The organism is Colwellia sp. RSH04, from assembly GCF_003545765.1.
Classification (GTDB): domain Bacteria; phylum Pseudomonadota; class Gammaproteobacteria; order Enterobacterales; family Alteromonadaceae; genus Colwellia.
The window spans coordinates 46,593-68,731 of sequence record NZ_QXIO01000013.1 but is presented as its reverse complement, the minus strand read 5'-3'; the positions used below and the strand labels follow the sequence as shown (position 1 = coordinate 68,731).

Annotated in this window: 11 protein-coding genes and 1 pseudogene; 4 read left to right on the top strand and 8 right to left on the bottom strand. The window is 35.3% G+C overall.

From position 1 onward, the window contains the following. Nucleotides 1–69 precede the first annotated feature (69 nt). A complete protein-coding gene (locus tag D1094_RS16605; protein WP_182440225.1) occupies nucleotides 70–7,707 on the bottom strand; it encodes an Ig-like domain-containing protein in 7,638 nt (2,545 codons plus the stop codon). 201 nt (nucleotides 7,708–7,908) lie between these two features. Between D1094_RS16605 and D1094_RS16600 the strand changes: the two genes are divergently transcribed. Then, nucleotides 7,909–8,853 (top strand): hypothetical protein, encoded by a 945-nt coding sequence (locus tag D1094_RS16600; protein WP_147361093.1) that lies wholly within the window; start codon nucleotides 7,909–7,911, stop codon nucleotides 8,851–8,853. 25 nt (nucleotides 8,854–8,878) lie between these two features. Here D1094_RS16600 and D1094_RS16595 read toward each other — a convergent pair whose 3' ends face one another. Both D1094_RS16595 and D1094_RS16590 read right to left on the bottom strand, forming a co-directional pair. Further along, entirely contained in the window at nucleotides 8,879–11,134 is a 2,256-nt protein-coding gene (locus tag D1094_RS16595) for a DUF255 domain-containing protein (RefSeq protein WP_118961233.1), read from the bottom strand. 83 nt (nucleotides 11,135–11,217) lie between these two features. Next, nucleotides 11,218–14,337 (bottom strand): CRTAC1 family protein, encoded by a 3,120-nt coding sequence (locus D1094_RS16590; protein WP_118961232.1) that lies wholly within the window; start codon nucleotides 14,335–14,337, stop codon nucleotides 11,218–11,220. A 202-nt stretch (nucleotides 14,338–14,539) separates the two neighbouring features. On the opposite strand from D1094_RS16590, the gene D1094_RS16585 reads away from it, so the two are divergent. The 3 genes and pseudogenes from D1094_RS16585 to D1094_RS16575 form a co-directional block, all read left to right on the top strand. Next, a complete protein-coding gene (locus tag D1094_RS16585; RefSeq protein WP_118961231.1) occupies nucleotides 14,540–15,007 on the top strand; it encodes a hypothetical protein in 468 nt (155 codons plus the stop codon). 11 nt (nucleotides 15,008–15,018) lie between these two features. Beyond that, nucleotides 15,019–16,269 (top strand): tail fiber domain-containing protein, encoded by a 1,251-nt coding sequence (locus tag D1094_RS16580; protein ID WP_182440224.1) that lies wholly within the window; start codon nucleotides 15,019–15,021, stop codon nucleotides 16,267–16,269. Between the two features lie 211 nt (nucleotides 16,270–16,480). Beyond that, a pseudogene (locus tag D1094_RS16575) lies at nucleotides 16,481–17,104 on the top strand (helix-turn-helix domain-containing protein); the annotation flags it as partial. Between the two features lie 7 nt (nucleotides 17,105–17,111). Here the strand turns inward: D1094_RS16575 and D1094_RS16570 are convergent. From D1094_RS16570 to D1094_RS16550, 5 genes are all read right to left on the bottom strand, one after another. Then, complete coding sequence (locus D1094_RS16570; protein ID WP_118961229.1) at nucleotides 17,112–18,071, bottom strand: glycosyltransferase family 2 protein; 960 nt, start codon at nucleotides 18,069–18,071, stop codon at nucleotides 17,112–17,114. A gap of 184 nt (nucleotides 18,072–18,255) precedes the next feature. Then, nucleotides 18,256–19,536: a Vi polysaccharide biosynthesis UDP-N-acetylglucosamine C-6 dehydrogenase TviB gene (gene tviB, locus D1094_RS16565; protein ID WP_118961228.1), complete on the bottom strand. Its 1,281-nt coding sequence runs from the start codon at nucleotides 19,534–19,536 to the stop codon at nucleotides 18,256–18,258. A gap of 39 nt (nucleotides 19,537–19,575) precedes the next feature. After that, nucleotides 19,576–20,514 carry a sulfotransferase family 2 domain-containing protein gene (locus D1094_RS16560; RefSeq protein ID WP_118961227.1) on the bottom strand — a complete coding sequence of 313 codons (939 nt, stop codon included), beginning with the start codon at nucleotides 20,512–20,514 and terminating at the stop codon, nucleotides 19,576–19,578. Nucleotides 20,515–20,535: 21 nt separating this feature from the next. After that, nucleotides 20,536–21,267, bottom strand: a complete 732-nt coding sequence (locus D1094_RS16555; RefSeq protein WP_118961226.1) for a class I SAM-dependent methyltransferase — start codon at nucleotides 21,265–21,267, stop codon at nucleotides 20,536–20,538. A gap of 93 nt (nucleotides 21,268–21,360) precedes the next feature. Next, nucleotides 21,361–22,137 (bottom strand): hypothetical protein, encoded by a 777-nt coding sequence (locus tag D1094_RS16550; RefSeq protein WP_147361091.1) that lies wholly within the window; start codon nucleotides 22,135–22,137, stop codon nucleotides 21,361–21,363. Nucleotides 22,138–22,139 lie beyond the last annotated feature (2 nt).

Genomic DNA, 22,139 nt, shown 5'->3' with positions numbered 1-22,139 from the left:
ACTTAAAAGTCCCCATAAAATCAAAAAAGGCACTGTATCAGTGCCTTTTATTAAAGAAGTTCAAGCAGTTTAGATCGTTTTCTTTCGTGACCATGCAATCATAAATAATAATATAATTAATATGTACATAGAACCACTCTTCTTCTTAGGGGGGGTTACTACTGGTTTGTCATTAACAACAGTTAACGCTACACTATGGTTATTATTCTGATTATCATCAAAACTTACAACAGAAACGACTACATTATGCTCGTCTTCTCCCAAAGTAGTCGCATGAATTGATAAATCGATTGTTAATACTTCTCCAGCATCAATAGTAGGCACGCTACAAGCAACACTACTTATTAACACCTCACACCCTAACACATTATCTACTACTTCTAAAACTTCACCGTTAGAAAGACTATATTCGAGTTGCACTTGTTCTGCATTTCCAAGACCAATATTAGCAAGCGTTAAGGACACTTGATAACTATCGTCGACAGTTACTTGCTCAGGAGCAGACATATCAATTTCAATATCTACCGTTTGCTCTCCAAACAAACCATTACCTTGATTAAATCTTATTTCATTATTTCCGATAGCACTATCGCTCGTTAAAATAATGTCTAAATCACCATCACTATCCAAATCAGCAAAACTTAGAGAATTATTACTGTTTATCGCGATAACTCCATTATTACGACTTTTCACCCCGTCAGAATAACGATAACTAACGATAGAGTCATACTCATTGATCAAGTAAATATCTACAACATCATCGTTATCAATGTCAGCTACAGCAATATCATCAGCAACAATATTAGAAATTTTAATGGGCTCAAGCTCTATGAAGCCACCTAAAATAATACTTGTGCCTTCGGTGTTAACAATAAGCATATCATCAAGGCCATCGGCATTAATATCTGCTACTTCAATTGCCGATATACTCCAAGCTTGACTAAAATACGTCCTAGTAAAGGTGCCGGCACCATCATTAAGCATAAGCTCTAACGCACCATCTTGAACGGCAAACGCTAAATCTAAAGTACCATCGCCATCAAAGTCTCCTGATGCTACAGCAACAGAATGAACATCCTCAATTAAAATATTGCTATTTTGATTACTGCTATTACTGATATCATTTGTTTGACTCACTTTATGCAGTGGAACTAACTGAGTAAAAGGCTGAAGAAGTATTTCTTTACCAGAACCTCCAATCAAACTATACACAATATCAGCAAGTCCATCAGAGTTAAAATCGCCTGTAACAACACCTGAAGCATTAAACACACCTAACTCTATGAATTCATCATAACGACCAAAACCATTATTTAAATAATATCCGCTAGCAAATTCTTGCGAGTGAGCAGCAACAACATCTAAAAAGCCATCATTGTTAATATCGTTTAATGCTAATGCCTGAGTAATAAGGCCATTTCCAAACGATTGAGAAAGCTCAAATTGACCGGCACCTTTATTAAGCAGAACTTGATGAGCATCTTCTTCCGTTGAAGAAACCAGAATAATATCTGTTAGTCCATCATTATCAAGGTCACCAAGCGCATGATCTGAAGCCTTAAAGCCTAGTGAGAACAATTGCCCTTCATTGTCGTTAATACTTTGTGCAACAACAACAACTTTTTTGTCCGTTATAATTGTGTCTGTAGTTATTTGACTTACTGTTGTTTTACTCGTTATTTCTCCTGTACCAAAATCAGTTGGCGTTAAGCTGAGAGCTATAGAAAGAGAGTCACCTGCAGCTAACTGTTCTGATTCAAAACAAGTTAAGCGAGTAATATCATTTCCAGAATTAAGAACACAGGACTCTGGTGTGTCACTAATGTGACTTGTCCCATCGATCTCTATAGCGACTGAATCCAGTATAGCGAAATCAGGTCCCTGATTTTCAATTGAATAAGTAAACTCTACCTCTTCGCCAACCAACACTAGATTGGCCGTAGATGTTTGAGTTAACTTTAATAGAGTTTCATCTAAGGTACCAACAGCAATAGTCAATTCATATTCTACAGCTTTTTCAACTTCATCAGTAATAGTGACTAATAAAGTAAACTCTTTACCTATATCTTCGCTTGTTGCAGTACCTTCTATAGTGTCTATTCCATCAAAACTAATCCAGGTGGGTAAATTGACTATGTCAAAAGAAACAGCATCACGGTCTACATCTGTTGCTACTAATTGATACCTGAACACCTCTAAAGGCAATACAGTTAAATTAGTCTCACTAGTTAGCACAGGCAGATCATTTACATTAGAAATGACAAGCGATACTGTTGCTTCATTTGATTTAATACCTAATGCATCATTTACTGTATAGCTAAAGCTATCTACACCAAAAAAGTCATTTGTTGGTTTATAAGTTATTTTGCCATCAGCAATCGAAGCGACACCGTTTTCAGGAAATGAAACAATAGTAATACTTGACGAGTCTAAATTATCATCTTCATCAATATCATTAACTAAAACGTCGATATTAATAGATGTGTCCTCATCCATTTCAACATCATCATTCATAGCAATTGGAGCACTATTAGCTAGCGTAAAATTAAATTCAGTCTCATTTTGAATGCCGGCAAATAAATTACCTAACTCGTCTGCAAAAGCGCCTGAATCTATAAGTACGTAATAACTTTCACCTGCAGTTAATAGTAACTCATCTATTAGAGAAACCGTATTTCCTTGCACTAAAACATTTTCACTTGAAGCGGCATAGGATGCTACAACTGTTGAGGTATTTGAATGAAGTACTTCAATACGTTTTTCACTTCCCGAAACAGCTTCAATAGTTTTATTAAAATTAAAACTAATCGCTACATTATTAGCAACAGTACTATCGTTATCTATTGGTGTAGTTGAAATAATAATTGGAGCTGAAGCATCATATGTTAATGTTAACGTATTAGAGGCTTGAGATAAGTTACCTAACATATTTTGCGCGGCACCAGCATAAACAACTAAGGTCACTTCACCACTAGCAATAGGGGTTACAAGTACAGTGTATTCTATAGCACTAATGGCATCAAACTGACTTAAGCTTGCATTTGTTGCGTTAACGTCGGAGACATCGAACCCTGTTACCTGCTCACTAAATGTAAAGGTTGCCACAAATGCAGCATTCACATTAGCACCAGGCGATGTGATCTCTAACGTTGGCTTATCAGTATTGTAAGTCACTGATAAAGTATTTGATGCAAGATTTAAATTACCTACTTTATCTAATGCAACATTGGCGTTTATAGACAAGCTAACATTACCAGAGGCTTGAGGTGTTACCAATACGGTATAATGCTGCGCCGTTACTGAAGTAAATTTACTTAACGCAGCATTAGTTACCATAAAGTCATTAACATCAAATCCTGTGACGTCCTCAGTAAATTCTATGGTTGCAGAAAAAGCACCATTAACGGCACTTTCTGCTGAAGAGATAACTACTTCGGGGGAAGTATTATCATATGACACGGATAAGACGTTTGATGCAAGGTTAAAGTTACCTACAGCGTCTATTGCAACATCGGCATTAATTGACACGCTAGCACTACCAGAAGATTGAGGAGTCACCAATACGGTATACTGTTGCGCCGTTACTGAAGTAAATGTAGTTAACGTAGCATTAGTTACCGTAAGGTCATTAATATCAAACCCTGTTACACTTTCAGTAAAATCAATGGTTGCCAAAAAGGCACCGTTGACTTCACTTTGCGACGAAGAAATGACAACACCTGGAGCACTATTATCATAAGTCACTGATAAAGTATTTGATGTAAGGTTAGCGTTACCTACTATGTCTGTTGCTACGTTAGCATTAATTACTAAGGTTACAGAACCTGCAGCTTGCGGCGTCACTATAACGCTATACTCTTGTGCCGATATCGAAGTAAATGCACTTAACGTCGCATTACTTACCGTAAGATCATTAATATCAAACCCGGTTACACTTTCAGTAAAATCAATGGTTGCCGAAAAGGCACCGTTGACTTCACTCTGTGATGAAGCAATCACAGCAGCAGGTGAAATAATATCATACGAGACCGATAACACATTTGAAGCCTGATTCAAGTTTCCTATCGCATTTTGAGCTACATTTTCTGCAATCGATAAACTAATATTGCCGTTTGCACTAGGTGTTACAAGCACTGAGTACTCACTAGCGCTAATGGCGCTAAAAGCGCTTAAACTAGCATTAACAGCATTTAGATCAACTAGATCAAATCCAGTCATATCGTCACTAAAGTTAATACTTGCTGTAAAAGGTGAATTATAAACAGCCGCTGATGCAGAAACCGAAACAGTAGGCTTGCTTGTATCATAACTTATCGCATATTTAGTCGCTGCTAAATTATTATTACCATGTGCATCTTGAGCAATGCCTGCATTGATATCAAGAGCGACAACGCCGTCACTAATAGGGTTGACTGTCGCACTATAGCTACCGTTACTTCCCGAAAAGTTCGATAATGTAGCATTTGTTAAAGAGATATCCTCAACAGCAAAACCTACTATTCCAGTATCTATTGAATTAATTAAGGTATCAGTAAAGTTAATGAGCACATTAAATGAAGAATTAATAGGATTAGATGCTGCACTTGAGATAGACACTGTTGGAGCGGTATTATCTACACTAAATGCTTCCGAGCTATTGGCAATTGGATCTACCGGCCCTTGAGCGTTTCTAGCTGTTGCTGCATCAATTCCTAAAGTGAGATCACCATCACCAGTTAAGTTGGAAATTGTTATGGTCGGGTTTGCTGTATCACCATTAATCACAACAATATCTGAGTTTGATGTTTCGTTATCAACAAAGTTTAGTGTGCTAGCAGTTCCTGTAAAATATAAATTAACTTTATCACTGGTTAAAAAGTGCTCTGTCGCATTAATATAAGTAACAGTTGCTGTAGCAGGGCCAGAGTTAACCTTAGTGTTTGCAGGTACATTGACTATTGCACTAGGTAATGCCGCTGTATCAAACTCCACCGAAACTAGATTAGAATCTATGTTTTGCTGAGTACCCACGCCTAATTCATTAACGTTTCCAGCTAACAATTGCACTGTTGTTGTAGCACCATCAGTAGGAGAGACAATGTCAAAAGTAAATAGCTTATCTGAAACTTTGACTAAATTATTCGCCGTGCCATTTACAACAGAAAAATCTGAAACTTCAAGCCCTTCAATCTCTTCTGAAAAAGCTATTTGAAATGGAATAGGTGAAATACTTGTCAAAGGGGCTACACTCGATGATATGGTTGACAAAATATCTTCATCAATTGAGACGGTCAAACTTGCATTCATTACTTCACTCGTAATAGTCGCAGAGTTTTGATCAAAGGTAATAGTACTAGATAGCGCGTTATATGTGCCTACTTCAACGCCGACTCCTACATCCAACGTTACCGTAAATTGACAACTCGAACCTGCGTCAATACCTGCTCCTGTCAATATTAAAAAGCTTGTGCCCGTCATTGAAGAACCTGTCCCACAGCTATTATCTGCTGGCAAAGTATTCACTGATAGCCCAGAAACAACCTGAGATAAATTCAACGTAAAAAATAAGTTGCTGATATTATGAACGGGGTCGGTATTCGTTAAAGTAAAGGTTAAATCAACCGTATCACCGGCTAAAACAAGAGTATCGCCATCAGAGTTATCTTCAACGAAGACCATTGAACTAGTTAGAGTCGAAACCTCAAAAGATGAACTTGCAGCAATGTTTGTGGTTGCTTTAGAAGCGACTATAGCATTTATTACACTTGAAGTTAGCGTTACAGAACCTGAAGGAGAGTTACTTGGTAAGGTTACCGTTACATCAAAATTACAGCTTGAGTTAGCGCCTAAGCTTCCCGATGCAAAACTTAAAAAACCTGTTCCTGATATTGTTGAACCTGCCCCACAAATATCACCTACAGGTAACAATGTTGCAGACAGTCCAGTAAGTGCACCATCTAAATCTAAAGTGAAATTAATATCCGTCGCGCTGTTTACCGTATCATTATTAGATAGGTTAAAAGTAATCACTGCTGAGTCATCAGATTTTAATGAAAAATCGGCAAGAGACATAGTCAGTTGGGGTGCAGAAACAACAGAAATAGTGTCTGAGGCCCCGCCAGTAACAATAGAAGAGCCACTTATCGTTGAGTTTACATTAGAAGTCGATAATAGTTTAACGCCAGAAGAAGATGCTGCTGGTAATGTTATTCCTACACTAAACGTACATTGACCCGCAACAGCAAGGGCAAGATCTGTTGCAGTAAACAACTCATTAGTTCCATCATAATTACTTGCAAAAATAGAGCCAGCACCACAACTATTATTAGCGGGTAAAGTAGTTATATTGCCAAGTTCTACAGCAGTAAACTCTGTTGCATTAGCAGTAAATGAAATATTGCTCGCGGCATTAACTGTATCAATATTAGTCAAGGTAAAATCGACAAAAACCTCTTCTCCTGCAGCATATGTCTCTTGCTGAAACTCCATTGCCAGCTGTGGACCGTTGGTGACGGTTATAGAGCCAGTAGCAGGATTTTTTGCCACAGTACTGCCGTTTAAATCATATGTGAAAGTACTGGTTGTATTCAAATAGGTTCCAAATGGAGCACTTAATGGCACTGATATTGGTACCTCGATAGTACAGGAGCTTCCTGCATTTATAGTACCTCCTGAAAGAGTAATTGTACTTGTACCGGCTAATACAGAACCTGTTCCACATACATTAGTTAGTGGTAAACCCGTGGCGACTAAACCAGCTAAGGTTGCATCGAGATCATTAGAAAAGCTTACATTGGTCGCATCAAATGAGCGTTCATAATTGGTAAGTGTAATACTAAGTGTTGCTGTGGAGTCAGGGGTAACAGGGTTTGGAGAAAACGACATAGTAGCAAATGCTCGACTTACATCAACACTAGTACTAGCAACACCATAATTTGAAACAAATACAAAGCCAGTTGAGCCCGCAATAGAAGAAGAAATAGTTAACTCGCCTATTGCTCCCGTACTCATAATATCAACCGTAATTTGACAGCCAGCGCCTGCTAATAAGTAAGCGTCGTTTAACACGATAGTCGTTTCTGCAGCTACGGTCGTGCCAAGGGTATCATTACAATTAGTCGTTAAGTTACTTACATCTGCAACTTGTAAACCGTTAGGTAAATTAATCGTACTTCTAATAGAAGATGCAGCTGATGCACTTGGATTATTTATATCAATAGTTAATGTTGAGACTTCACCTTGTACAATACTACTAGGCGATGTAGACATATCAAACATTAGGTATTCGGCATCGACGACCAAGTCATCAGTGGCAGAGCCACTATTTCCCTGATCTGAAGTTAAGTCGCTTGTAGTGTTAGTGTGTGTGCCAACGACATTACTTGTTACTGAAACAGACAATGCACAATGGCTATTTGCTGTTAACGACGCTCCAGAGAATATTATTTCATCATCACCTTCAACTGCATCAACAGTGGCATTAGAACAGGATGAAACCAAGTTTACAGGGTTAGCTAATATTACTCCCGCAGGCAAAGTATTAGTAAAAGCAATATCTCTAATACCAGTTGAATCATTATTAATAATACTAAAAATTAAAGTCGTTTCATTGCCAACGCCAATTTTATCAGGTGAAAAGGTAGCAGAAAAAGATGGCGGTGCGGCATTAGCTGACAAACTGAAGCAGCAAGCAAACATCACTGCAACAAAACGAGCAAAAGACGCCATAATAGCCCCTCTATAGCAAGAGGTTATGCTTTTAAGGTTTATCATAATGAATTATTATTCTTTTATAAGTTTTATATAATTACCATTATACGCAATTGTAATATTTTGTTAACCTATCGCTTCATAAATATCAATAAACTTAAATTCGCCTCTTACACGAAACCACATCAACGTTTGGTGCGAAATTCAACTGAGAATTGCATGTTCTATTCAAAAAAAGTTCTTATATCCTTGTGCGTTTTGTTAACTCTATCTGCTTGTAGTAGCACTCAACCTCTTAAACATGAAGAGCCAAATCCACAAATTTTTCAAGTAAGTAATGGCTTAGAAGTCGCCTTAACTCCTCCACAAGGATTTAAATTAACACCTGAGCATTATGGGTTTGTTCAACCTGAGAGCTTTTCAAGAATTAAAATTACAGAAAAAGAATTACCGTATAAAGCCTATATTTCAAACCTAACCAAAGAAAACTTACTCAAAAATCAATTACAGTTAATTGATCTCGAACAAATAAATGTGAGTGGCGCCTTATGCACGTTAATAACAATGAGACAAAACATTGCAGGAGTATATTTTGAAAAATTGTGGTTAGTTGCTGGTGATAACCTTTCTAGTATTCAAGTTGAAGCAAGTTACCCTGAAGGTTCGTCTCAACATTATAAAACAGCCATTAAATCGAGTTTATTGTCTCTTAGTGTTGTTACAGAAAAAAGCCAGCGAATTTACTCAGGTTTGCCTTTTAGATTTACGAGTACACCTAATTTTATCATTAAACAGCGTTATGCAAACTCTATTGTTTTACTCTCTTTAGATGAAGTAGAAAGTAAAACAACGGTTGTGGTAAGCCATGGCAAATTAAAGCAAGAAATTGAAGACATTAAGCAGCTTTCCGATCACTTTTTAAAAAATGGTCAACATTACAAGAATGTAGAAATATTAACGTCTGAAATGATAAAAATTGATAAGATCCCTGCATTAGCATCGACTTCCTATGTCACACTCAATGACAAAGCAACCTTTGTATATCAAGTGTTGTCTTATCAAAAAGGTAAATTCCTGCTCATTCAAGGCCAAACACCGAAAGAAAACAGAGTAAAATTCAAAGAGCAAGTTGCAAATTTATTCAACGAGTTTTCATTTAAATAAAATAATAAACGTTCAATACTCGATGTTAGCTATTTGTATCATCTGTAGGAACCATAAAGCTCAGAGTTTCAGGTAGTAAGCATAATTTGTCATTACACGCTTGCACTCTCAGCTTAACTTTTTCTGGTAATGCATTATCACGAGGCAATTCTAAATTAATAGTAAATTGTCCTTCAAACAAGCTTAGTAAAGACTGACTAAACCCTAGGCTTTTGACTTTTTCTCTAGGGTAGTTAACTTTTACATACAAGCCTTCTCCTACGGTCAACTCTGTTGGTATTAAATACTTATCTAAAGGGGAGTTTGAATTAATATGCCAACCATCTTCTAAGTTGAGTAATAAATTTACCGTATTACCTTCCTTTTGCATCCTTACTTCACCCATTCCTCGAGCAAAGTACTGTTTACTATTGAAAACACCATATTCATTTTTTAAAAAGAGTTCATGTGTACTAAAGTAACTGCCTGAGCTATTCGCCGATGCTTGCTTTAATTGCGCCATTTGCTGTTGTGGTTCACCATTTAATTGCTTTCCGTATGTCCTTAGTTTTTGACCTAATGAAGCTAATACTGTATGACCTGAAATCAATTCACCATCATTTAGTAAATTGTGGTTAGATAAATTGAAATCTTTATAGTTTTTTCCAAAACTTTTACTTCCCTGTTTATAAAGTTTGATGGAAAGTTGATACCATTTTGATTGTCGAGTCTCTTGATAAAGCTCAAATAATGCTTCCCCCAAATAAGCATAATCAGTCAATACTGCCGAATTAGCACTGTTGTTTAAATAACTTGATCGAATTAACTCACCCGTACTTTGCTGATTCTGTTTTAAAATAGCTAAAGCGAGATCTTCTGCTTGTGCTAAATATACTTTGTTATTTGACGCTTTGTAAGCGTCCAGAAAAGCAGACACCATTAAGGCATTCCATGCGGTAATATGTTTTTTATCTATGTGCGGTTTCTTAATAGAATATTTATTGGTCAATAGTGACAACTTTGCTTCTGTTAAATCTGACTGGTCGAGTAATAAGCAAGGAAAGCGCAACTCTGTTACATTATATTGACACCATTTAAATTTACTTCTATGGCTAGGCTCAATTGCCATTAACTCTTGTTTAGTAAATAAGTAGTATCTTCCTTCCTTCCCCTGATAATCAGCATCAATGGCGCTATAAAATAGTCCATCATTTGCTTTAAACCATGAGTTAACAAAGTTAATAGTATCTATTACAACCAGCAAATAACTTTCATTTTCAAATATTTCATAGGCCTTACTAAACACAGAAATTAGTAAAGCTTGGTTATATAACATTTTTTCGAAATGAGGCTGCTGCCATGTAGAGTCGATAACATAACGATAAAAACCGCCATGTAAGTGATCTCTTAAGCCACCTTTAGCTAATTGATTTAAAAAAAATTCGATTTGTGATTTAAGTTTTACAGAAGGACTTAGTTGATATTGATAGAGTAAAAATTGAAGCGCCGCAGCATCAGGGAACTTTCTTTCTCCTTTTAGCCCACCGTTGTCATTGTCTAAATGACTGCTTAATTCCTGTGCAAAAACTAATGATTTTTCAATGCTCCAGTCCAAATCTAACATTCGTTTTTGCGGGGTTAACTGACTGGTAAAGTTTTTAGCTACTTGATTAATTGCTTTAGGGTTAGCTTGCCATACAGTAGCTAATCTTTTTAGTGTTTTTGAAAGGTTAGCAGGGGTTAAATACGAATTAATCCAGATAACATCACCTGCTGGTGTCAAAATGGCGTTAATTGGCCAACCTGCACTACCCGTTGCCATTTCTATAGCTTCGGTGAAGTATTGATCAATATCGGGGGTTAACTCTCGATCAACTTTGATAGATATAAATGCTTCATTAAGTACTTCTGCAATAGTTATATTGGCAAAACTCTCCTTTTCCATGACATGACACCAGTGACAAGTAGAATAACCTATCGACAGAAAAATGAGTTTATTTGTTTTTGCAGCCTTTAATAACGCCTGCTCTTGCCAAGCGAACCAATTAACAGGATTAACTGCGTGCCTCAATAAATAAGGTGAGGCCTGAAATATTAAACGATTCAAATATCTTGTAGACTGCGTTGATAACTTAGCATCTTTTAACAATTCATCAATTATTGCTGATTTTTTGGTTAATTCTAATTGCCACTTGGCAAACTCTTTTTGTTCAACACTTCCCTTTACCGGTAAGTGATATCGATATTCATCAGCAAACAGCTGAGATGATAAAAAAACGAGAACAAAAAAGCTAAAACGCATACTAAACAACTACCTAAACATCTATCTAAACAACCTGACAGGCGCACCAATTAAACCGCTCATTTATGTTTAACGTTGTTAAACTATAAACGTATCTCTACTTTTTGATTAGCAGATACCTGAGTAATCACTTGAGTTTTGCCATTTGGCCAATAAACCTCTAAATCAACTGAGGTTGCTGTACCTAAGCCAAAATGCTGTTCTTTGGGATGTACAGACAAATAGCCATCAGTACTTCTTACTTCACGCCATATTTTTTTTCCATCAGGTAAACTAACAATCACCTTAGCGCCAATAGCATCTAAAGAGACACTTTTCTCAGGGTCGCCAATTAGTTTTACTTTAAGCCATTTACTGTTTTTTGATGCAATCTGATTTTCAAATAAAACAGCACTTTCGTGGTAATTATTAATGACAATATCTAAATCACCATCATTGTCTTTATCAAAATAGCTAGCACTTCTCGAGTTACTTAGCAGTGCTAAACCACTACCTTTACTAACATTATTTAATTTACCCGATGAGTTTTCAAAAAATACATTTTCTTCTTTGGCACTAACGGGCATGTAAGCCTGCTTAATTTGGTCATTGCTATCGCGATAGTAAGGATTTTTACTACTGTATAGATTAAATTCATTCATTCCGTTTAAAACATATAAATCATCATCACCATCTAAATCGTAATCAAAGAAATCTGCATCCCACGACCATCCCGTTGAAGAATAACCACGCTCTACATTATGACTCACTTCATATATTTGCTTATTGTCTTTAATAGACGATAAGAATAAATCATTAGCTTCAATGACTTTCATAAATGCTAGCTTCTCTGCGTTAAATTTTTGTTTAGTATCCTCGTTAGGCAATATATAAGTTTCATCCTTATTCATTGTGACAATGTTAGATATATAAAAATCGGGCATTAAATCTGCGTTTAAATCACTTATCCCTATACCCATGGTATAAGACGGCTTATCTGTCGATAGCTGATAAGATATTTCAGTAAATTGTCCATTTTTATTATTAATGTAATAACCATTTACGCCAAAATCATTTCCTACGATGATATCTTGTAGTCCATCATTGTTTATATCGGTATGTGCCACTGCTTGCGTCCAGCCAGTATTATCTAAGCCAGAGTTAGCCGTGACATTTTTAAAAATAAAACCGCCTTTATTTTCAAATAATTGATTAGCGCCTCCGTTGCTGTTTCGTCTTTTTAACGTTGGTAAATCTCCACGTAAATAATTACCAAAATAGGTGATGTATAAATCAAGATCACCATCATTATCATAATCAAAAAGTGTCGCTGGCCCACCAACTTTACCTTCACCACCTAACTTTGAAATAACCGTTACATCTTTAAATTTAATACCGTCAATATTTTTATATACTCTATGAGTATCATTGACATAAGTAATAATGATGTCTTGCCAACCGTCATTATTTATATCAGCAATCAAAGGTTGTCTTACTTCACCAGGGTGACCATCTTCAGCTCTATTCCACTGCAAATTATACTGAGCTGTTTTATCAAAAAACTTACCATCTTGGTTATTAATAAAAAGTTTATTACCTCGACCACCAAGCAACAATATATCTAAATAGCCATCATTATTAATGTCTTCAACTCCGACACCAGAACCTCCAAATGCTGGTGGAATAGTTATAATGCCAGTAGCTGCATCTTTTTTAATAAAAGACCTTAATTGACGATTCAACCAATCTGATGACTTATGTTCAAAATCAACCCCTGAAGCAGAAGTGCTATCGACAAAACTAGCCTTTTCTGTAGAGTTTTGAATAACAGCTGTACTCCCAGATGATAAAATAAGGCTTTCTTTCGTACTTTCAGCTTTATACTTGCTATGCTTAACCACTCTTTCCTTAATTAACTTGGTCGCTAGCATCAAGTGTTCTTCCTTAAGTCTGTCATCACCTAATGCTATCGCTTGATATCCTGCGACTCTAAGCAGTAAAACGCCATACTGTGCAATGTTTTCTACAATAAGCTCCGCGGCAAAAGGGTCTGGTTCAATGTAGACATCAAAATTAGGGGATAAAATAGCCTGAGTTAAATATTGCCAATGAACGCCTGCATCCCTAAATGCATCCATATCATATGACTCTAAATATATCTGTTCGTCTTTCAGTAGGTTTGGAAAAAATAATACATCTTCATATTCATTAACACGGTGTGGGATCGCCTTTTTAGCAAAACTATATACAGACTTCTCAGAAATAACCCGTAAATTTTTACTCATAGCTAATTGCTGAGCACCTTTATAAAGTTCACCTGAAAACACTGACATCAAGTCAGAAAACGTATTAATGATTTGTGTTGACTCAGCCTTATTTTGTGGCCAGCTAACCCGAGCAAAATAAACTTGTAGGTTTCTTAAGAATAATTGATTGTTAACCTTATTGTACTGTGCATAAGCTGAAAGCTTCTTGTCAGCCATTTGCTGAACTAGGGTAGGCTCTATTTTTTCATATTGGTGTTTGTTGTTTTTTTGTTTCTGTGTTTTTTGTTCCTGACTACCAACACCACTTAACGTTTGCCAAACTAATGCGATATTATCTACTGAAATCATGCTTTCATTGTCAAGTTTAGCTTTGTTATCAGCAACTTTTAGCGCTGCTAGAGTGAAAAAATCTAAACCATCTTTTAAACGTTCAATCGCTAGTTCACTTAAGGGCAAAAGAGTCGAATTAAAATCAAGTAAATTATTTTGCTGTACAGCTAAAATAGCGCGCAAAGAGTAAGCGATACTAGCATATTGTCTTTTGTCATCTTTATGAATTATTAAGCTTTCACCTTCTTTAAAGGTAAGCAGCCAGTGTCCTGATGATTCTTCTTTACTGTTAAAAAATTCAGAAATAACTTTATCGATATGGCTTGATAAAATCACATCTTCTTGTTCATTTGTGGCTAACAAAGATGAGCCTTGCCAAATACGTTCGATGAACTGCTTTTGCAGGATATTTTTAGTAAAACGAGCGTTATCATCTAACGGAGTGCCAAACATAAAATCTTCTAACCTAGAAGCTGTTGCATAACACTTAGGCTCAGACTTTCTTTCTAATTTATTTATTGCGTTTAGAATATCGGTTAGAGAATCATTCGCGATAGATAAAGTTGAAGTGAATACAGAACAAACAACAAAAAAGAGGGTGTAATAATAGGCGTATTTCAAAGACATTGTGTGAAGGTTTCTTGATGTATTTTAGTGACATTGTCGCCTAAAAAGACACAATTGCCAATCAGTAAGAGCATTTATACTTATGATGACTTGCTATTTTCATAATTATCTACCATTTTCGGCTAGGTTTGTTACAATTTGTAATAGTTAAGTATATCATTAAATCATTAGGGTCAACCTAATACTAGCTAAAGGTTAAATCATGAAAAGAACAATAATATTATTAACAATGATGGCTTCAGCGCCTATCTTAGCTCAGCAAAATGTATACGAGTTAAAACAAGCTAAAGCAGGAAAATTGACTGCAATCAAGTCAAGCCAGAGTATTAACCTATTGACCGAAGATACTTATGATAAATATATTATTTCAGTTTCAGGCGATGGCGGCTATTCCCATCAATTTGAAAGTGACTCCCCTTCGTTAAGCATTTCGGACTTATCTTTACCTTACAATGGTTCATACAATTACGAAATAAAATCAGTTAAATACTTGTCCGATGTAACAAGTAACATGAACAATGGTCGTCCTGAAGGTGCTACTGGTAAATTAAGCATCGTAGACGTGCAAGCAGGCCAATTTACTAACCATTATGGTGGTATTGACATTGCTCAAGATATTCAAGAACCGCGAGAAGGAACTTTCCCTCGCCCTTCTAAAGAAATTGAATAAAGGTATTAATGATGAATATTAAAAATATAACAAAACTTAGTGCATTGTCAGTCGGTATATTATCTTCTTTTACCGCGACAGCAGACCAACAAATACTCGACGATTTAATTGTCGATGGTAGTATTTGTGTCGGCCAAGATTGTGTAAATGGCGAAAGTTTTGGTTTTGATACCTTACGTTTAAAAGAGAATAATTTACGTATAAAAGCACAAGACACCAGTAATAGTGCCTCATTCCCTTCTCGTGATTGGCAAATCACCTTTAATGATTCATCAAATGGTGGCGCCAACAAATTCTCAATTGATGATATTGACGGTGGCAGAACACCATTTACAATTGAAGCAAGCGCACCAAGCAACAGTTTATATGTTGATGATGGTGGACGTATTGGTTTTGGTACTGCAACACCTGTTGTTGAGTTACACTTAGTTAGTGGCGACTCTCCTACTTTACGTTTAGAGCAAGATGGATCATCTGGATTTACTGCACAAACATGGGACGTTGCAGGTAATGAAACCAATTTTTTTGTTCGTGATGCAAGCAATGGTAGTACTTTACCTTTTAGAATAAAACCTCATGCACCAACGGATAGTTTATCTATAAGTGCTAATGGGAATATTGGTGTTGGTACTTCAAATCCAGGTGCAACGTTAGAAGTACAAACAGCTGCATCTAATGCTAATAGTAGTGACTTTTCTTTATCTTTGAAGAATACAAATCCCGCCACCACACAGGCATTTCAATTAAAGTTAGAGAATCAAGGTTCCTCTTACATATCATTTAAAAACACGAGTATTTTAGATTCAGAATTAGAGAACCAACTTTGGAGTATCTCTAACCACGAAGGTGATTTCCATATAACTAATCCGTTGAATAATTTTAGAGAATTTACTTTAGAACAAAATGGTACAGTACGAGTTGGTGGAGAGATATATGCGAATGGAATAGCAATTACATCAAGTAAGTACTCTAAAGAAAACTTTAAGAGTATAGACAAATCGGAAATTATATCTAAAATTTCTAACCTCGAAATACAAGAGTGGAATTATATTAAAAATAATGATGATGTTAAGCATATTGGACCAATTGCGGAAGAGTTCCATGATAAATTTGGTCTAAATGGCTCTATTAATGACAAGATATCAGTATCTGATCTGAGCGGCATTTCATTGGCCGCGATACAGGAGCTAATATCACGCTCAGACGAACAAGCTAAGGAAATAAAAAAACTCAAAAAGCAGATATTAAAGATTAAAGATTAAAGATTGGTTAGATACTTATTAAATTACAAAAAGTAACTTAACAAGTCTCTTAAAATCGTATAACTCAAGTCATCAGATTAACAGTTTAGGATTGCTAGACTTGATGTGTATTAGTTCCGATTAGATCTTATATCTCACCTTGAAAAGTTGAGAGTTACCCGTTTTTATTAAAGGTGTCGAACCTTTAATTTAAACAAAAAAGGTAACTCTCATGTTGCATACTAACAATCCAATCATTAAACACAAAGCGGGTTTATAAAACTTAGCTGAAGAACTAAACAATGTCTCAAGAGCCTGTAAAGTCATGGGCGTATCACGAGACACATTTTATCGGTATCAAGAGTTGGTCGAAGAAGGCGGTATTGATGATTTAATAGAAAAAAATCGACGAACACCAAATATCAAACATCGCGTTTATGAAGAAACAGATAAAGCTCTTTTAGAGTACGCCATTGAACAAGCAGCCCACGGACAGCATAGAACAAGCAATGAACTGCGTAAGCAAGGTGTATTCGTTTCTGGCAGTGGAGTTCGTTCTATTTGGCTGCGCAATAATATGGAAAACTTTAAAAAGCGCCTTAAAGCTTTAAAGGACAAGTTTGCAAATGAGGGGCTTATTCTTACGGATGCGCAAGTAGCGGCACTTGAGAAGAAAAAGCATAATGATGAAGCTTGTGGCGAAATTGAAACAGCTCACCCTGGCTACCTTGGATCGCAAGGTACTTTCTACGTTGGTAATTTAAAAGGTGTTGGACAAATCTACCAACAAACCTTTGTCGATACTTATAGAAAAATAGCGTTTGCTAAGCTCTACGTTACCAAAACACCAATCACTACACTATTTACCTTCTTTTAATACGAATAAATGCCAAGCACATAAATAAGCGTTCTAAGATACCTTTATCATTAAAATAGTCTTTCGCATATCTATATCGGTTGATTACTGACACATCCTTTAGCTTGGAGAATTTTAATATATGTTTATACGACTCCTCACTAAACGATACTTCATTTGAATTCTCAGCTAGATTCACCAAACTTTCAGCTTGCTTAATGGCACTTTCAAGATGATTGGTGTAATTAATAAAAGCTTTATAAATATGCGACTTAAAAAAGCTCCTCTGCTCTTTATGACTGAGGGCTCCGATCGAATTATGACTATGCTGTCGATACTTAATTAAAGGTTCATCATAAAACTCCAAAACTCCAAATAATTTAGCACATTGAGCAAACCACCAATCGTGAACTAAAACCGTATCTGGGATTGGAGACGATATGTCCAATAAAGCTCTGTTGAACATCATTGTGCAGCCTGTTGCTACATTTTGTAAACAAAAAGTGGGAAACTCATGTGTAGTAGGATCAGGGATTCCCTGAAAGTTAATAAATGATGGTGAAATTAGATTTAGCCGCTCATCAACAACGGTCAAATCAGAATGTATTAAAATAGGGGTAGTTTTACCATGTTTATCTTCAATAAATTTCATCCTTTCTGTTAGCTTTTCAAGTTTGCTATCAAGCCAAACATCATCTTGATCACTAAAGCAAAAATACTCCCCTTCACTTCTCTTGGATAACTGACACAAAGCCGAAAAGTTTCTTACATGCCCCTTAGAAGATGTTCGATTAACTATTAATTCAATTCTTTCACTATTGAAAAGCTCTTTCATTAAACTAATTTTTTTGACTGTTGTGTCAGAGGAACCATCGTCTCTGATAATCAGATAAGGAACAATATTTTTCTGCAATAAAATGCTTTTAATTTGCTGTTCGATATATTTCTCACCATTATAGGATGCCATCAACACATAAATAGAGTTCTTTGTATATTTAGACTTAGTAATAATTTTTACCTAATTCCGTTTATACCTACCTCTTACATAAAAAATGTATAGGATAAATATCAAAAAATGTAAGCACAAAATAAAAAATGTGCGCTTAAATAAACTAACTATTAATATGAATGCTAGCAAATAACTTTAAAGCCTATAAACGCATGTCCACATCGTTTTTATTTAGTATTGACTTCAAATCATAAATTATATGTTCATCTTTACATAGCGACTTAATACCCTCCGCCCCCATTTCTATAAATTCATTGTGAGCAACTGCAAGAGTAACCGCATCATAAAACTGTACTTTTAATTCCTTAGTAATCGTAATGCCATATTCATCATTTGCTTCTTTACATGAGCATAGGGGATCGTAAACATAAACATCAATATTATACTCTAGCAACTCTTTATAAATATCAATTACTTTCGTATTCCTCAAGTCTGGACAGTTTTCTTTAAAAGTAAAGCCCATTAATAATACTTTAGATCCTTTAATTTGAATGCCTTTTATTAGCATCCCTTTAATAAGTTGAGATACTATATAGCTCCCCATACCATCATTTACTCGACGACCAGCTAAAATCATTTCAGGGTGATAACCTACAGCTTCAGCTTTATGAGTTAAGTAATAAGGATCTACTCCAATACAATGCCCTCCAACCAATCCTGGTCTAAAGGGCAAAAAATTCCATTTAGTGCCAGCGGCTTCTAGCACTTCCAATGTATCAATGTCTAAGCGTTCAAAAATAATTGACAACTCATTAATTAAAGCAATATTTATATCCCGCTGTGTATTTTCAATAACTTTAGCCGCCTCAGCAACTTTAATACTAGAGGCTTTATAAGTTCCAGCTAATATTATTGAGTTATATAATAAGTCAATATTCCCTGCTACTTTTTCTGTAGAACCAGATGTTATTTTTTTAATATTTGGCAACCTATGGGTTTTATCACCTGGGTTAATTCTTTCTGGTGAGTAACCAACGTAAAAACTTTGATTCAGTTTTAAGCCCGAGTACTCCTCTAATATTGGAACGCATACCTCTTCAGTAGCTCCAGGGTAGACGGTTGACTCATAGATGACAGTAGCATGCTCACCAATAACACTTCCCAAAAATTCTGACGCTTTAATTAATGGTGATAAATCAGGTTGCTTATGCTCATCTATTGGGGTTGGGACCGTTACTATATAATAGTCACAATTTTTAATATCTTTAACATCATCAGAATAAAATAACTTTGATGCCGCTTTCAACTCACTAGCTTCTACTTCAAGAGTACGTTCTATCCCCTGTTTAAGCTCATTGATCCTTTCTGCATTAATGTCAAAACCTACAGTACAATACTTTTTACCAAACTCCACAGCCAAGGGAAGGCCTACATATCCTAAACCAATCACTGCAATTTTCTTATTTAATAACTCACTCAAAATTAATTTCCTAATTTGATCATCTTTTGATTTTATCTAAAGTCATATAAGTGATAACCTTTGACCTGTTTCTTTAACTACACATATAAACTCTGCTTTATACTCACTTTTCTTCAAGTTATAATAAAAGCCAATATAACCACTTCTTGGGCTACCTAATTGAGCTAACTCTAAATTATATTTATTTGAAGTTAATTCACAAACTTTAAGTTTACTCTTAAAGATTTCGATCGTAAGAGCTTTATTATTATTAGCTTGATATGCCCAGCCTTCAATTCTACCACCAACAATTTTATACCCACCATAAGTAAAATCTTGTCTTGCTTTAAAAAATTTTATCCTTTGCTTATGTAAGGCAACTAATTTTTCATACAAAACAATATCATCTATATTAAGCCTTTTAATCTCATCGATTATATCATTATCAATAGTAACTATTGACTTTCCGGGCCCATTTGGACCTTGATTATCCCTAAATTCTACGATGTTTTTTTTATATATTTTATTAAATAAATTAATAGATTCACTGTAATACTCTGTTACTCCAACTAGCCCTATAGCTGTATAAGGAATACCTTGCAGGTAGCGACTCTGTTTATTTATATTAATTTTTTCTTGAGCAAATTCAATAAGGCTTTTCTGATAACCAGCATGCCGAATAAAGTGATTATGCTCTGATATAATTCTAGAAACAGGCTCTCTAACGAACGCAACCATTTCTGATACAGGTATTATCTTGGAATATTTTTCAGCAAAGTAATGTCCTGCTATTGCTACAAAATTCCGGCTCGAAAGAAGCAACTTTAAAGCATAAAAATCGTCATGAGAATAAATAATTTCTTTCACTTTTTTACTTGTTTCAGCAGCTCTAGGTGTATAATCTCGAAGAATATTTTTGGAACCATATTTTTTTTCAAGTGCAACCCTAAAACTCGTTCCTGCTGTTTTAGGAATATGAATGAAATTTATAGGTAAATTCATAATAGGCTAATTTTTTGTTGATTAGTTTCTTTTTAGGATAACTACAGACTGGCATGTTCTAGTAATGTATTGATGTTTGAATTCAATAACTGTAAAACCAAACTCTCTAACTAAAGATAAAAAGTAATTTTTTTGAAATCTAACTCTATGAAGAGCTCCTTTAGATTTTCTACCTAAATACCCTTCTGGGTTCTCTTCTTCATGTGGAACATCATCCTCAATAAACGCAGTTAAATAAACATACCCCCCAGAAGAGAGCACTCTTTTGAACTGTTCTAAATAAAACCTTATATCAGCTGTGAGCATATGCGAAAAAACACTATTTAAAAACACTAGATCGAAAGTATTTTCCTCGAACGGCAATGGTTGATACATCTTTTCTTCTGGGTTATAACGAGCGTTATAAGCAGGTACATGAAGGAATTTAAAATTTGAGTGATATTTTTCAATCCAGTTAACACACCAGTTAATTGACTCCAGGCTGGTATCAACTCCAATATAACGAGCAATTTCAGTTTTGCTGGCCAAGAATCCATTTGAAAGCCTCCCTTGCCCACAACCAAAATCTAACAATCGAGTAGTTTTTGATATTGAGCAAAAGTGACTCAACGAATTCACCTGTTCGATAGATGACTGAATATAATCCACGTCATTTGAGAGTGATTCGTTTGTTCGATTTAAAGGGAGATACAACCCCTTATATATCCGAGCTTCATTGTGAACAAAGCCTTTATTACAGCCTTTATTATGCACTTAATACGTACCTTTTTAGATAAACCTAAATAACTTGTATATTTAAACCACTTAAATTTTAATTTTATAAATGCAATAAATACTTAACCTTACCTAGTTAAGTATGAGGTCTAAATATAATTTTGACAGTTCTTTCTCAAACTCTTTTGTATAGTGAGCATTGTCAAGTAATCCCTTTTCGTATCCATATTCTTCAAGTAGAAATCGAGGATTGAAAAAAGTCGAGTACACTTTATCAGAAAATTCCGATAGCCATTCTTTGATTAGCACTCTTTCGGGAACCCTTACATCGGAGTTTCTTACTTTCATATCAAAGTGTGACACAAAAGTAACCTTTTGATTTATATTTATATACTTGTATATTTCCTCTAAATCAGATAAGAAACTTTCTTTAGTTTGTATTTCTGATTTAACATTCTCTAAAATCGTAAGTTCCTCTTGTGATAACTCTTTTACTAGAGTGTATTCACCTATAGACCTTAACCTTTGAGAAATTAAATCTTTCCAAAATATTTCACAATCAGCAATAGATGACTTTATAAAGGCAAATAAAAGATTACTTCTCAGATAAATGCCATTTACACTGAATAATCTAATCGAGCTCACCTCTATAATAACTGAATCACTCTCTTCAAAATTTTTATTTCTAGAGTACTCAAAGTGTTCTATGTTTTTAATCAATAACTCTAATAGTAGCCCTTCACATTCAAAATCATCATCCAAGAGCTTTAACATTTGTAGCAACTCTTTAGTTGTATGCGTGTACCCATAAACCATTTTATTGTTAAGAGTTAAATAATTATCATCTTCTAATAATTTGCAAGGCTCATAAACTCGGCATGTTCCAAACACTGTTAAATTCGGTTTCATAG